Annotated in this window: 17 protein-coding genes; 8 read left to right on the top strand and 9 right to left on the bottom strand. The window is 54.9% G+C overall.

Features of this window, described 5'->3' with window-relative positions; genetic code table 11:
• Positions 1–30: 30 nt before the first annotated feature.
• Genes AKG35_RS07995 through AKG35_RS07980 form a run of 4 tightly spaced genes read left to right on the top strand, consistent with a single transcriptional unit; the run spans position 31 to position 2,250 of the window.
• On the top strand, positions 31–234 hold the full coding sequence (locus AKG35_RS07995; protein WP_041375041.1) for a DUF2997 domain-containing protein: 204 nt from the start codon (positions 31–33) through the stop codon (positions 232–234).
• Complete coding sequence (locus tag AKG35_RS07990; RefSeq protein ID WP_011130867.1) at positions 234–626, top strand: DUF1257 domain-containing protein; 393 nt, start codon at positions 234–236, stop codon at positions 624–626. The genes AKG35_RS07995 and AKG35_RS07990 overlap by 1 nt, the downstream gene beginning before the upstream one ends.
• Positions 627–642: 16 nt before the next feature.
• A complete protein-coding gene (locus AKG35_RS07985; RefSeq protein WP_011130866.1) occupies positions 643–1,023 on the top strand; it encodes a ferredoxin in 381 nt (126 codons plus the stop codon).
• Between the two features lie 6 nt (positions 1,024–1,029).
• Positions 1,030–2,250, top strand: coding sequence for an aldo/keto reductase (locus AKG35_RS07980; protein ID WP_011130865.1), 1,221 nt, complete (start codon positions 1,030–1,032; stop codon positions 2,248–2,250).
• Here AKG35_RS07980 and rsmG read toward each other — a convergent pair.
• The gene (gene rsmG / locus AKG35_RS07975) at positions 2,247–2,990 is read right to left on the bottom strand and encodes a 16S rRNA (guanine(527)-N(7))-methyltransferase RsmG (RefSeq protein ID WP_011130864.1); all 744 of its coding nucleotides are present in this window, start codon (positions 2,988–2,990) and stop codon (positions 2,247–2,249) included. The genes AKG35_RS07980 and rsmG overlap by 4 nt on opposite strands.
• On the opposite strand from rsmG, the gene AKG35_RS07970 reads away from it, so the two are divergent.
• Together AKG35_RS07970 and AKG35_RS07965 are read left to right on the top strand one after the other, a co-directional pair.
• Positions 2,989–3,621 (top strand): J domain-containing protein, encoded by a 633-nt coding sequence (locus AKG35_RS07970; RefSeq protein WP_011130863.1) that lies wholly within the window; start codon positions 2,989–2,991, stop codon positions 3,619–3,621. The genes rsmG and AKG35_RS07970 overlap by 2 nt on opposite strands.
• Positions 3,587–3,829 (top strand): DUF3143 domain-containing protein, encoded by a 243-nt coding sequence (locus AKG35_RS07965; RefSeq protein ID WP_041384574.1) that lies wholly within the window; start codon positions 3,587–3,589, stop codon positions 3,827–3,829. Before AKG35_RS07970 ends, AKG35_RS07965 begins: the two co-directional genes overlap by 35 nt.
• Positions 3,830–3,863: 34 nt before the next feature.
• Here the strand turns inward: AKG35_RS07965 and bioA are convergent, their stop codons facing one another.
• Positions 3,864–5,192, bottom strand: a complete 1,329-nt coding sequence (gene bioA, locus AKG35_RS07960) for an adenosylmethionine--8-amino-7-oxononanoate transaminase (protein WP_011130861.1) — start codon at positions 5,190–5,192, stop codon at positions 3,864–3,866.
• 11 nt (positions 5,193–5,203) lie between these two features.
• On the opposite strand from bioA, the gene AKG35_RS07955 reads away from it, so the two are divergent.
• Positions 5,204–5,431 (top strand): hypothetical protein, encoded by a 228-nt coding sequence (locus tag AKG35_RS07955; RefSeq protein WP_041384572.1) that lies wholly within the window; start codon positions 5,204–5,206, stop codon positions 5,429–5,431.
• Between the two features lie 26 nt (positions 5,432–5,457).
• Here AKG35_RS07955 and AKG35_RS12990 read toward each other — a convergent pair whose 3' ends face one another.
• The 6 genes from AKG35_RS12990 to AKG35_RS07930 form a co-directional block, all read right to left on the bottom strand.
• A complete protein-coding gene (locus AKG35_RS12990) occupies positions 5,458–5,607 on the bottom strand; it encodes a CCRG-2 family RiPP (RefSeq protein ID WP_157859863.1) in 150 nt (49 codons plus the stop codon).
• 534 nt (positions 5,608–6,141) lie between these two features.
• Positions 6,142–6,297: a hypothetical protein gene (locus AKG35_RS13335; RefSeq protein WP_011825131.1), complete on the bottom strand. Its 156-nt coding sequence runs from the start codon at positions 6,295–6,297 to the stop codon at positions 6,142–6,144.
• Complete coding sequence (gene bioD / locus AKG35_RS07945; protein ID WP_157859862.1) at positions 6,294–6,992, bottom strand: dethiobiotin synthase; 699 nt, start codon at positions 6,990–6,992, stop codon at positions 6,294–6,296. Before bioD ends, AKG35_RS13335 begins: the two co-directional genes overlap by 4 nt.
• On the bottom strand, positions 6,959–7,723 hold the full coding sequence (locus AKG35_RS07940) for a methyltransferase domain-containing protein (RefSeq protein WP_328284556.1): 765 nt from the start codon (positions 7,721–7,723) through the stop codon (positions 6,959–6,961). The genes bioD and AKG35_RS07940 overlap by 34 nt, the downstream gene beginning before the upstream one ends.
• Complete coding sequence (locus AKG35_RS07935; protein ID WP_011130857.1) at positions 7,720–8,409, bottom strand: alpha/beta hydrolase; 690 nt, start codon at positions 8,407–8,409, stop codon at positions 7,720–7,722. Before AKG35_RS07935 ends, AKG35_RS07940 begins: the two co-directional genes overlap by 4 nt.
• Positions 8,410–8,423: 14 nt before the next feature.
• On the bottom strand, positions 8,424–9,566 hold the full coding sequence (locus AKG35_RS07930) for an aminotransferase class I/II-fold pyridoxal phosphate-dependent enzyme (protein ID WP_011130856.1): 1,143 nt from the start codon (positions 9,564–9,566) through the stop codon (positions 8,424–8,426).
• A 131-nt stretch (positions 9,567–9,697) separates the two neighbouring features.
• Here AKG35_RS07930 and AKG35_RS07925 point away from each other — a divergent pair, with 131 nt between their 5' ends.
• Positions 9,698–12,472: a DEAD/DEAH box helicase gene (locus tag AKG35_RS07925; RefSeq protein ID WP_011130855.1), complete on the top strand. Its 2,775-nt coding sequence runs from the start codon at positions 9,698–9,700 to the stop codon at positions 12,470–12,472.
• A gap of 23 nt (positions 12,473–12,495) precedes the next feature.
• On the opposite strand, the gene AKG35_RS07920 is transcribed toward AKG35_RS07925, so the two are convergent.
• A complete protein-coding gene (locus AKG35_RS07920) occupies positions 12,496–13,851 on the bottom strand; it encodes an MFS transporter (protein ID WP_041384567.1) in 1,356 nt (451 codons plus the stop codon).
• Between the last annotated feature and the right edge of the window lie 2 nt (positions 13,852–13,853).

Here is a 13,853-nt window from a genome sequence, read left to right as displayed (position 1 = left end):
ATAGCATTCGTGTCCCTTCCGATGAAGTGGATGCCTCAACAGACTGTGCGATTCCGGATCCGTCAAGACGGACGTGTTGAAGAGAGTGTTGAGGGGGTTGTTGGTGAAGCCTGCCGTCTTCTCACCGAGCGGATTGAAGAATCCATTGGTGTCGTGGAACAAAGCACACCTACAGCCGAGGCGTTTCTCCGTCCACAGGATCAATCCCAGTCCATTCCAGCCGAGCTTCTTTGATGTCGCACTTCAGCACCGTTAAGACACACCTGCGCAAACGAGAGCCCCTGTTACAGGCTCTCAAGGATCTTGGTTATGTCCCCCAAGAAGGAGAGCGTTCTGTTCGCGGCTATCGCGGACAAACAGTCACAGCTGAATTGGCTGTGATCATGCCTGAAGGTGGTGATATTGGTTTCCGTTTGAATTCGACTACCGGGGCCTATGAATTGGTGACCGACCTCGACCTCTGGCGGCAATCTGTTCCGGTGGAACGTTTTCTTGCTCAGCTCACCCAGCGCTACGCCCTTAATACTGTGTTGGCATCAACAGCGCAGGAAGGCTTTGAGGTGGCAGAGCAGCGCAATACTGATGACGGCGCCATCGAACTGGTTGTCACTCGCTGGGATTCCTGATATCCAATCTTGACCATTGATTGATCCATCGGCAGCTTTTCAAGTTTCCGCCCAGCTTGATGAGCGGGCGAATGGATCGGAGCCGCTGCTTGGTGGACAATTGCGTGAGAAGGCTGTCTGGGTTGATGAGGCTGTCTGCATTGGTTGTCGGTACTGCGCTCATGTAGCGACTAACACCTTTGTTATCGAGCCAACAATGGGGCGCTCACGGGCCATCCGGCAGGACGGGGATAGTACGGAACGCATTCAGGAAGCCATTGCGACCTGCCCGGTGAACTGCATCAAATGGGTGCAGTTTGAGCAGCTAGATGAATTGCGAGCTCAATTAGCAGCTCTGGAATTGCTTCCTCTTGGATTTCAAAGGACTTCTCGTAAGCGGCGTAATCATGGCTCCTAAGAGTTAATGAAGGCGTCTTTGGAGCAGAGCTCTCTGCCTTGCCGCCGCTTTGGCCGCACCGGTTTATCAATGCCTGTGTTGTCTTTAGGGGGGATGCGCTTTCAGCAGAGCTGGACAGATTTGGAGGCGGAGGTTATTACCTCTGAGTCGCAGCAACTGCTGAAGGACATTTTGGAGCGCGCGGTGGCCTGTGGCTTTCATCATGTGGAGACGGCACGCCATTACGGCAGCTCTGAGCGGCAGTTGGGATGGGCGCTGCGTGATGTCTTGGATCCACAGCGGCTGTTGCAGAGCAAAGTCCCTCCTCGTGAGGATCCCAAAGTCTTTGAGGCTGAGTTGGCACTAAGTTTTGAACGATTGGGATGTGAACGATTGGATCTAGTTGCCATCCATGGCCTCAACCTTTCGGAGCATCTGGAGCAGACCTTGCGACCAGGAGGTTGCATGGATGTGTTGCGTCGTTGGCAGGGTGATGGACGCATCGGCCATGTGGGTTTTTCCACCCATGGCCCCACAGACCTAATCGTGCAGGCGATCGAGACGGATGCCTTTGATTATGTGAACCTTCACTGGTATTTCATTTATCAAGACAATGATCCTGCACTGGATGCAGCTGCTCGTCATGACCTAGGCGTTTTCATCATTAGCCCGACAGATAAGGGTGGCCATCTGCATAGTCCCTCGTCTCAACTTCTGGAACTCTGTGCTCCACTTCATCCAATTGTGTTCAATGATCTGTTTTGCTTGCAAGACCCAAGGGTTCATACGATCAGCGTTGGCGCAGCGCGACCCAGTGATCTCGATCGGCATCTCGAGGCGGTGGATCTCTTGCAGAGTGCCGCTGAGTTGCTGCCACCAGTTCAGCAGCGACTCGTTGATGCGGCACAGTTGGCTTTAGGTGAGGCTTGGTGGACCAGTTGGCAGAGGGGCTTGCCGCCCTGGCAGGAGTCTCCAGGCGAGATCAATCTTCCGATCTTGCTTTGGCTCCATAATCTTGTAGAGGCTTGGGGAATGGAGGGTTATGCAAAAGCCCGCTACGGCTTACTGGGCAGTGGGAGCCACTGGTTCCCTGGAGCGAATGCCGAAGCACTGGATGCAGATGTGAGTGAGACGGCCCTCAGGGAGGTGTTGGTGAACAGCCCCTGGTGTGATCAGATCCCAGGCTTGCTGCGTAGGTTGCGCAACCGTCTTGGTGGTCACCCTCAGCAGCGACTGACCAGTGTTTAAGACCCGAGCGGGTTCTTGGCAGGTACACCGATTGGACGTGGAAAGGTTGCTGGGCAGGGGAGCGTTGCGCGCAGGCGTAATTGGTGACGCACCCCGCGATTGTCAGGAAGTTCGCGACGTTCCATCTTGATTAGATCGGCTTGTAGCAATCTGAGAGCCTTAGCGAGATCCTTTGCATCGTTGGGGCTCCAATGGCCACGAAATAGCAGGGCTTCACCGCTTGGCTTGAGAAGGGGGACGAGGTATTCGGCGACAACCGGTGCTGTGCTCACTGCGCGAGCCATCGCGAGATCAAATAAGCCGCGGCAGCAGGGATCCTGCCCGGTGAATTCTGCCCGTTCGCTACGTACCGTGACGCGGGATGTTAGGCCTAGCTTTGCCGCCATTGCCTTGAGGGCAGCTGTCTTGCGGCCTACCGAATCCACCAAGGTGATCCTTGCGCCTGGTAGTGCGATGGCTAGCACCAGACCGGGAAAGCCACCGCCGCTGCCGATATCGATGCATCGACGTGGTTGTTGGGCGTTCTGCAATTCGCTCTGCAGAGGCCAGAGACTGTCGAACACCTGCATGATCCAGTAGTCACCACCTTCGACCAGGCGGGTGAGGTTGACCCGGGCATTCCATTGGCGTAGGAGGGCTTGTAGGGCGATCATTTGCTCCAGTTGTTCACTGGAGGGATGCCATCCAAGGGCATTCCAGAGCTCCGGGCCTGGGTTGCTAAAGCAGGCCTGATTTGACATGGGCAATCAGAACATAGTTCTCTCTAGGATGGAATTGTTCACGGGGAAAGGAGATGATGTTCTGCGAGTTGCCGATCAACTTCTGGTTTTGACTCTTGCGAAGAGCCATTACGAGCGTTTGGGAGTTGCGCGCTCTGCAGATGTTGAAACCATTCATCTAGCCTTCCGCCGTCGCAGCAAGGTTCTGCATCCGGATACGGCTCCGCTTCCTGCTGAACAGGCTGCCAAGCAGTTTCAGTTGTTGTGTGAGGCCTATGAGCTTCTCACCGACCCGGTGCGGCGCCAGGCATATGACGCCAGCCTGATGGCAGAAGGGTTGTTGGCTGCGAGCTCCAGTGTTGGCACTGATGCGCTGCCTTCAAGGTCTTCTAGTGCTACGAAGGGGGTTGGCGTGCGCCGTCCTCTTTCCGGGGGGGAGTGGTTTTCTCTGCTTCTTCTGGGGCTGACTTTAATGTTCAGCTTGCTGATTGGCTTTGGAGTGGCTTGGGCTCATGGACGTGAGCTGCAAGTTTTGCCTAGTTGGCTCAATAGTGAGCAGACTACTGGCAGGATTTCAATCACAGGTGCCATCAATGTCGTCGTTGCCTCCCGAACAGATGCCTTTGGATCGCCATTCCCTCGTTTCTCTTGAGAGTTGGCTGCAGCGGCTAGGTGCTGAGCGCAGTTGTGAGGATCCCTGTCGATGGATTTGGCTCATGCCTGAATGGTCAGCTGAGATCGTTCTGGAGCAGGAAGAATTGAGGGTTGCCTGGGAGCAAGGTGGTCAGCACAGTCAGTGCTGTTTCCCTTATGGTCTGCCCCGCTCCGATGTGGAGGCTGCTCTTTCAGAAGGCCCTTAAGAACGATGGTGTTGCTTCTGTTGAGCGCTTGAACTCAGAGGGCTTCCAAGCCTAAATTGATGGCTGCATAGCATTGCTCAAGTTGAGCGTCATTGAGGCAGAGCGGAGGCAGCAGATAAACGACCTGACCAAGAGGCCGCAGGAAGACACCATTGTTGATGGCTTGTTGTTTGACGATTCGTCCTGCTGGATTGAGGTAGCCATGGGTTCCGTCTATAGCGAGGTCGAAGGCGGCGATGGTGCCGGTCAGTCTTGGTTGCTGCACCTTTGGATGTTCAGCTAGGGCTTCGAGATGAGGTCGATGCCTAGCCTCAAAGTTTTCGTAGCTTTCTGGGTTGGCCTCCAGTAGATCGAGGCTTGCGTTTGCGGCTGCGCAACCTAGGGGATTAGCAGTGAAGCTATGACCGTGCCAGAGGGTGAGAGATGGATCATCTCCTAAGAAGGCCTCAAACACCTCTTCACGGGCCATGGTGACGCCCATGGGCAAAAATCCCCCGGTGAGTCCTTTAGATAAGGCGATCAAATCGGGAGCAAGCCCTGCACGCTTGAAGGCGAATAGGGCTCCACAGCGTCCGAAACCAGTCAGAACCTCATCAGCAATCAGCAAGGCTCCCGCAGCACGTACGCGTTGTTCGACTCCTTGTAGGAATTCCGCTCGCACCATGGCCATGCCGCCTGCTCCTTGGACTAATGGCTCCAAGATGACTGCTGCTGTTGGGGTTTGAAGGCAGCGTTCCAGTTCAGTTAGAGCAATCCGTTCACGTGTTTCAACCTCTTCATCGCCCCACCAAGTAGCGGGCCAGGGCACCCGTGCTACTGGAAACAACATCTCCTCAAAGGGGGCACTGAATAGGTTGCGCTCCCCCACTGCCATCGCCCCGAACGTGTCGCCGTGGTAGGCCCCGTTGAAAGCGATGAGTTGTTGCCGAGGCTCGCCGCGGTTGTGCCAGCACTGACAAGCGATCTTGAGCGCAACCTCCACGGCGGTAGAGCCGTTGTCGGAGAAAAACAGGCGTTGAAGGCCTGTTACGGCACTGAGGCGCTCTGCCAGTTGTTCTGCTTGGGGATGAATGAAGTCAGCAAAGATCACCTGCTCCAGTTGCTGTGCTTGGGTTGCGATGGCAGCGGCGATGCTGGGATTGGCATGGCCATGCAGGGTGACCCACCAGCTGCTGATTGCATCAATCAGGGGAGGTGCACCATCCAGCATCAATAGAGCTCCATCCGCCGCGATGACACGTTGCGGCGGTGAGGCCGATGCGATCTGAGTGAAGGGAGGCCAGAGATGGGGATGCCAGTTGTTGGCGTTTGGGGCGGCGAGTGGATCGAAGCAATCCATGATCCGATGGGATTGTGTTGCCATCTTGGATCGTGATGTTGCGGCCTGAACCGATCAAGATGGCTCTTTGCAATCCTTTCAAGCAGATAACAAAGCAGGCTCTAAAACCAACTGTTAAACCAACACATAAAAAAGGAGCTAACCCATTGGAAGCTCCGTATACAAATGCTAATCCAACTAAAGCTAGCAAGCCTTCGTCAGCAGAACTCAAAAAGCAAAAGCAGGAAATGTTGGACTGGTTGAATAATGTGAGGATTGGTTAGATGGTTTGACGATTAACTGTTCTCATCTACAGACCCACTAAGACTCCTGTAATCTCAACAATTTTTGGATTACGAATCGCTCTCCGTTGTACTGATCGCTCAAGCTTGTTTTTCACGTATGCAGCACCACCAGCAATTCCCTGTAGCTGTTCAATTGTGAGTTCGTTGTCAGTCATTGGTTTGAATGGGTTGTGAGAGATCTATCCCTCTGATGAGCACACCATCTGCTAATTCATCGACTAGGTCATTGATCTCAGTCATTGCTGCTTGTGATGTTGGTCACAGCTTTTAATAGCAATTACCACAATAAAGTATATGCAGATCAAGCCTGGCTTTTGTCTAAATTGAGCATTAAAAAGCACCGCAGCGTGATTTATCTTTCTAGAATGAGCAGCTTTGGGGCGCATGTTTTGCCTTGCTTGTTCTTTAAGCTATTGCAAGGCTTTCCTCAAGCTTCTTTTTGATGGTAACTTGAAAGGTATTGGAGCCATTCTGCTGTAGATAATTATGATTTGCTTTGTAGTTGATCTATTCTGCTGATTTGGTTTTATCGCTTTTAGGACACGTTTGGACATGTGCTGACTCAGCAAGAAGGAATGCTGAATTCGCTAAGGCTTGTCGTTGTCGTTGCAGAGAGTTTTGCGATTGAATTCAATTCATCCATCTCTTTGGCTTACTTCAGGTTGTTGCATTGATGAGATGGGGCTGATTCAGCGGCAGACCTCGCTTTGTTGTTCCCCTTCTGTAGCGAGGGGGCCGCAGTTGACCCAGCGCACCATGCCGACTTCTATGTCGGTGAATAGCACAAGGATTCCTCCACAGAGAAGAACAACTCCAACTGTGGCCCATGACTGACGCTTGTTCATTGAACTTGACTCCAGGATTTCAGTAGCCGTTTGAAGGTAAGGCTCAGGTCTTGCAGATGCCACTGCTCTGCGAGTGTTGCCGCCGTCAGATTGGGTAAGTGAGGCAACTGAGCGATGACTGGAACACCACCAAATTGTTCCAGGGTTTTTGGATTGTCGGGGTGGGGTGGACCATTGAGCACCAAACCTAAGACCTTCAGATTGCGTAAGCGCAGTGCTTCAAGGCTGAGTAGGGTGTGGTTGAGAGTACCTAGGCCACTGCGTGCAACGAGGATTAGCGGTAGTTGCCAACGCACGAGTTGATCGAGTTGTAGCCATTGACGGTTGAGTGGCACCATTAGGCCGCCAGCAGTTTCGATAACTACAGGACCAGATACATCAGGCAATACAAGTTGATCGGGGTTGATGTAGCAGTTCTCTTGTTCTGCGGCCCAGTGGGGTGATACTGCGGCCTGCAGGTTATAGACCTCTGGGTGCCAACGTTCGGCGGGAAGATCAAGGAGCCGACAAACCCTATTGCGGTCTCCACCGTCTTCCTCAAGGCCGCTCTGTATTGGCTTCCAGTAGGTGGCAACTAATCCTTGCACTAGCAATGCACTCACCACGGTCTTGCCGACGTTGGTGTCTGTGCCGCAGACGATTAGAGGAGTCGTTGCCTCAGTCATCGCTGGATTAAAAGCAGTTGGATCAGCCATGTGAGTTGTGCATCTCCACTGTTCTGGCAACGTGGCCAGGCTTGTTTGAGATGGCGCCAGTTGCCAACCCCCATGGTTGAGCAAGGGCTGGCCTGGGCACCAATTTGGCGCATTGGTTTCAAGAGCTGAAAGACTTCAGGACTCTGTTGGGTGAACTGGTGTAGCTGTTGATGGCGGATGTTATTGCTGGACAGCACATCAAGCAATGACGCTTGGGAGGGGAATGGCAGAGCTGTGCAGCTCACGCCTGCTGTTGCTGCTGCTTGGTGCCACTGGGGGAAGCTTCCTTCGACTGGCAGAGCCAATGCCAGCCAGCCTTCAGGAGTGAGAGCGGCCATCCATTCATGTAGTCGTTCTAAAGGGTTAATCAGCCAGTGAAGGGCAAAACTCGAGGCCAGCAAACTAGGTAGTTGGGGCCATGAGGGAACGCCCAGATTGAGATCCCACAGCAATGTTTGGCTGGAGTGGTGATGATGTTTCAGCATCTCGTGACAGCCATCCACGCGGAGGACAGCTTGGTGGGGATTGCAGGCCTCCAGAGCATCTGCCATTAGGCCTGTACCTGAACCGAGGTCTACCCAGAACCCTGCTGGAATGTGCTGCCGAGCACACTGTCTGGCGAGCCTCCAGGCAACGGCACGTTGTAATTGCGCCTGGCTGTTGTAAGTGCTTGCAGCTTGCTCAAAGTTGCTCAACACTTGTTTTGACCAGCGATTGCTCAAGGGGCTCACTCCAGCCACTTGTGCACGCGTTCAATGAGTCCGGGTATCAGCAAGGCATGCCCCGCTTCAGGCAAGATCCAATGGCAAGGGGGGCTTTGTAGATGGTTGAGCAGGGCTTCTTTCAAGGCGATTCGTGCAGCGGGGGCCACGATTGCGTCTTGCGCCGCTTCCACCACTAGCACCCTTGCCTTGGCAGGAAGTCCTGCTGGTAAACCATCAGTTTTGATGAGTAACTCGAGATCAGTCTGCAGTTGCTTGCGGCCGTTTGCTGAGAGGCCTTGCTGGATGGGTCCCGCTGGCAAGGCGCTAACGGGCATTGGCTGGGCGGCCCTCGCCAGGAAAGTGTGGAGCATGGCGCTTTCAGTTGCTGTGCCGAGGCGTTCTTGCATGCCCTTTAGGCCAGTGCGTAGGGCACGGTTTGCTGGTCCTTTGGGCAAGAAACCCCCGAAGCTTGCCAGCAGCACCAGATCGGTGGCCTGCGCAAGCACTTCGCTGGCGAGCAGGTGTGGGCCTAAAGAATGGCCAACCACCACCCGCCTTTGTTCTGGTTGTGGTTCAGGGGCGTTATGCCATTGGGGTTTAAGCGGTGGCAGTGTTGCGTAGCCCTGTTCTTGGCTTTGCCACAACCAGCCATGGGCTTGAAAATGGCGGGCCCAGAGCTGCCAGGTGTTGCTATCGCCACACCATCCGTGCATGGCGATTACCTCTTTCATCCAGTTTCAAGGGCGCTCATCAGCCGTTCCAATGTCTCATCGGGTAGCCCCCTGCGCAGCACAAGCCGAAGGCGCGCCGTGCCTTCTGGAACAGTGGGAGGACGGATGGCCACGCTAAGGAGGCCGGCTTCCTCGAGTTGACTTTGGCGATTCAGAGCTTGTTGGTCGGAACCGATCACCAGAGAGAGGATGGGTCCATATCCAGGCGGGCGAGCCCATCCTCTAGCTGTCAATTGACCACGCCATTGCTCGGCACGCTCTTGCAGTTGCTTGCCCCATTGAGGGTGAGATTGGATCAGGTTTAGGGCAGTGAGAGCTGCCGCTGCTAAAGGCGGTGCTAGTGCTGTGGTGTAACGAAAGGCGCCACTGGTTTGCAGAAGGTGATCGCCCATGGCGCAATCACCAGCCAGGAAGGCACCACCGCTACCGAATGCTTTCCCGAAAGTGCCGCTGATGATTGAAACTGGTGCAGAGAGCCCATGGCAAAGACCTCGCCCTTGAGGACCGATGACACCCAGGGCATGGGCTTCATCCACGAGCAGCCTGGCACCATGCACTTCGCAGAGTTCGGCCATTGTTGAGAGCGGTGGACTGGTCCCCTCCATGCTGAATAGGCTTTCGGTGACTACAAGCGGCCGTTGATGCGGTTGATGATGCCGGCAGAGCTTGAGGCGCCGCTCAAGGTCTGCCAGGTCATTGTGGCCATAACGCTGCAGCCTGGCGCCACTTGCTTTGACACCCATCAATAGAGAATGGTGAGCTAGGCGATCAGCCAGTACTGGGGTATTGCGGTTGGCCAGTGCGATCACTGCGGCCAGGTTTGCTTGGAACCCGCTTGGGAAAAGTAAGATCCGCTCGCGACCTAGCCAGTCGGCGAGTGCTTCTTCCAGTGCAACATGCACTGGCCGGCTACCAGTGACTAGCCTGGATCCACCTGCTCCAACACCTTCTGAATGCAAGGCCGCTCCGGCGGCTTCGATCAGATCAGGATGCCGACATAGGCCTAGGTAATCGTTGCTTGCCAGATCTAGTAGAGGTTTTGATTTCCCCTGAGGTGACACTGGTTTGAACTCAGCTGGCCCTGGCCCTGGCCGCCAGGTGCGCAGCTGGCGGCGACGTGATGTGGGCTGGCTTTGCATGGCTCCAGTCTGCAAGCCCTGCGCAGTTCAGGATGGCTTCTTTGGCTTGATTTTGCCTTGTTGGCATGCTGGCTGGGGCCAATGCCAACGATGGCCAGAAGTGGATTGCAGGGCTCTTTAGGATTGAAACTATGAGTTCAGTGGCGCACGTCACGACTGCTCCCGACGTCGCCAAGCTTGAACCGGATCCATTTGCGATCTTTTCTTTTCCGCTGGATGAATTCCAGCTTGAGGCCATTGCCGCACTTAACCATGGACATTCTGTGGTTGTTAGTGCTCCTACGGGATCCGGTAAGACATTGGTGGGCGAATATGCCATCCATAGGGCGATTGCCCATGGGCAGAAGGTTTTTTACACCACGCCCCTGAAGGCTCTTTCAAATCAGAAGTTGCGCGATTTCCGTGAACAGTTTGGTTCGCAGAATGTGGGGCTGATGACCGGTGATCTGAGCGTCAATCGTGAGGCTTCGATTGTGGTGATGACCACCGAGATCTTCCGCAACATGCTTTATGCGGAAGCAGACCAGGCTGACGATCCGTTGGCTGACGTGGAAGCGGTGGTGCTCGATGAGTGCCACTACATGAATGATTCTCAACGGGGCACGGTGTGGGAAGAGTCGATCATTCACTGTCCAGCGTCTGTGCAATTGGTGGCGCTTTCTGCAACGGTGGCCAATGCTGGACAGCTCACCGACTGGATTGAGCGGGTGCATGGCCCTACACAGTTGGTGTTCAGCGATTATCGGCCGGTACCACTGCAGTTCAGCTTCTGCAGTGCTAAGGGATTGCATCCTTTGCTCAACGATGCGGGCAAAGGACTTCATCCCAACAGCAAGGTGTGGCGTGCTCCTAAGGGGCACAAGCGCAAGGGGCGTTCCCCTAAGCCCCCTCAGCCAGAACCACCGCCCATCAAATTTGTAATTGCGCAGATGGCGGAGCGCGAAATGTTGCCGGCGATTTATTTCATCTTCAGCCGTCGTGGTTGTGATAAATCCGTTAAGGATCTTGGCTCTCAGTGTCTGGTCTCACCGACTCAGCAAGAGCAGATTCGCCAGCGTCTTCGAACCTATAGCGAGACCAATCCAGAGGCTGTTCGTGATGGCATCCATGCTGATGCCCTGCTGCGGGGCATTGCTGCTCATCATGCTGGTGTGCTGCCTGCGTGGAAGGAACTGATCGAGGAGTTGTTTCAGCAGGGGCTTGTGAAGGTGGTGTTTGCTACTGAAACGCTCGCGGCAGGGATCAACATGCCGGCACGTAGCACTGTGATTTCAGCGTTGTCGAAGCGCACTGAGCGTGGCCACCGACCACTGATGGGCAGTGAATTTTTACAGATGGCGGGCCGTGCCGGGCGGCGCGGGTTGGATTCTCAGGGTTATGTGGTCACAGTGCAAAGTCGTTTCGAGGGCGTGCGTGAGGCAGGCCAGCTGGCCACCAGCCCAGCAGATCCTCTTGTGAGTCAGTTCACCCCTAGCTACGGCATGGTGCTGAACTTGTTGCAGCGCCATGACCTCAAGAAGGCAAGGGAACTTGTAGAACGCAGTTTTGGTCGCTATTTAGCCAGCCTGGATTTGGTGTACGAGGAGGAATCGCTGGAACAACTGCGGCTACAGCTGGGGCAACTGCAGGGAGTTGCTGGTGATGTTCCCTGGCAAGACTTTGAGGATTATGAAAAGCGACGCAGTCGATTGCGTGAGGAGCGGCGTTTGTTGCGGATTTTGCAGCAACAGGCTGAGGAGACCTTGGCCAATGAGCTCACCCTGGCTTTGCAGTTTGCCAGTGTTGGCACGTTGGTGAGCCTAAAGGCTCCCCAGTTGCGGGGACGTGTCACTCCAGCTGTGATCGTCGACAAGCTTGAGGGCCCAGGTCAGTTTCCACTTCTGCTTTGCCTAACCGATGAGAACGTTTGGCTACTGCTGCCCTGTCCGGCGGTTGTCAGTCTGCATGCGGAATTGAGCTGCTTGCAAGTGACTGAAATGAATGAGCCGGATCTGCAGCGCTCTGGTGAACTTCGCCATGGGGATCAGCACAGTGGAAGCCTTGCTCTTGCTGTCGCCCATATGGCCAAGCGTCACGACATGACGACTCCCCAGTACGACCTGGCCGGTGAGGTGTTGGCCCAGGCGCAGCGTGTTCGTGGTCTTGAGGAAGAGTTAGAGCAGCAACCGGCTCATCGTTGGGGGGATCGCAAACAGCTCAAGAAACATCGCCGTCGTATGGAGGAGCTGGAGCTTGAGATCTGCGAACGTCAGCAGTTGCTGCACCAGAGGGCCAACCGTCATTGGGAGACCTTTTTGAGTTTGATCGAGATCTTGCAGCACTTTGGTTGTCTGGATGATTTGGAACCCACGGAGATTGGGCGCACTGTGGCTGCGATGCGGGGCGACAACGAACTTTGGCTGGGTCTTTCATTGATGAGTGGCCATTTGGATGACTTGCACCCTGCCAATCTGGCGGCGGTGTTCGAGGCGATCAGCACGGAGGTCAATCGTCCTGATCTTTGGAGTGGCTACCCACCACCGGCGAGTGCGGAGGAGGCCCTCCATGATCTAGCAGGTATTCGCCGAGAGCTCTTGCGGGCACAGGAGCGCTGCCAAGTGGTTGTTCCCGCTTGGTGGGAGCCTGAGCTGATGGGTTTGGTCGATGCCTGGGCCCGTGGTACAGCCTGGAGTGATCTGATTGCTAATACGTCACTGGATGAGGGCGATGTCGTGCGGATCCTCCGCCGCACGGTGGACCTGCTCGCACAGGTGCCTTACTGCGAGGCGATCAGTGAGCAGTTGCGTCGTAATGCACGTTTGGCACTGAAAGCGATCAATCGCTTCCCTGTGTGTGAGGCAGAGGATCTGTTAAATGCGGCTGCAGTTGACGAAGAGCTCAATCCTGCTACAGAGCGGGTGGCTTGATCAGGCGAGTTCTGGTTGGTTAGTTAGTGGGCCATGACAAATTTCTCCTTGCGCGGTTTCGTATCTTTCACGCAGAGGGAGAGCCCTGTTGATATGAACATCAGCACCACAACGAGACCATAGCCTTGGAGCTCCTGGCCCGGGGATGGGACCAAGCTCTTAGCAACCCCTACTTGAGCAAGGAAGCCAACAGCGGGCTGAATGAAGACTGGCAGCACCATGACAACGAAGTTCACGAAAGCTAGTTTGACCGCACGGTTATGACGTTTTGCCACGTCGGCCGTCATCACGAAAGCCAGCAGCTGGGAACCTGTTGTCAATCCGAGTGCGATCATCAACATCGCGGTCAACCAAAGCGGGGCTGAGTTCGTCAAGGCAATTGCAACGGCGATCACGGACGACAAGATTGCTCCAGTGATAAAAAGAATCTTGCGGCGCTTCAAGCGATCGGATAAGTGCCCAGTTGCAATTCCTCCGGCGGCGAAACCAATGAAGATGAGAGTGGTGAGCAAACTCGATAGCCCTGTCGACAAACCTGAGTGGATGTGCAGGAAGGTCACTCCCCAAAGATCGCCAATCACTGAGATCGGGAGATATAAACCTGCTGCGGCGAGAGAAAGACACCAGATATTCCGGTCGCGCATGATTTCCTTGATCAGACTCGCGAGTGGCTGCGGACTCTTTGGATCAAACCCGTCTTCTCGCATCAACTCCACGAACCAATTGGGGCGCTTGGGTAGGAGTTTCCACAGCATGAGAGCGATGATCAGACCCGCCCCTGTACAAACCAGCAAAGGGATGCGCCAACCCCATGACTTCGTCAGAATCAGAAGTGGGTATTGAGCGAAAGATGCGCCCAGAGTGCCCATCGCTACGGTTAAACCCGGGACCATCCCATGGCGTTTTGGCGGGAACCAGATCATGGCGAGATAGATGACGCCGAGATAAGCAACTGAACTGCCCAATCCCTGCATCAAGCGCCCTAGTCCCAGCACCACCACATTGTTGGTGCTGGCAAAGAGCAGACAACCCAGGGCTACGACAAGTGCCGCTGGGGCAACGACGGCACGGACTCCGAAGCGATCGAGAAGGCGGCCTACAAGAAGCTGTGAAGGAGCGTATGCGAGAAAATACATTCCCATGGCGAGACCAAACTCTCCTTGGCTCGAGCCGGTGACCCGCATCAATTCGGGTTGTAGGACGCCCGGTGCGACTCGTGCGAAGAACTCGTAGAAATAGAAAAGGGAGCAAACTAGAAAGAGCATCCAGGGTCGCCAACCCCGGCGGGCGTGCTGGGCTTGACCATGAAGATTGCTGATTCGTTGCTGTGCGGAACTCTGACTCTGGATGCTTCTTGATTCGCCAGAATTTGATGTCATCG

The organism is Prochlorococcus marinus str. MIT 9313 (assembly GCF_000011485.1).
In the GTDB taxonomy this organism is placed as follows: domain Bacteria; phylum Cyanobacteriota; class Cyanobacteriia; order PCC-6307; family Cyanobiaceae; genus Prochlorococcus; species Prochlorococcus marinus_D.
The sequence above is the reverse complement of the archived record's forward strand: the minus strand, read 5'-3'. Positions and strand labels throughout refer to the sequence as shown.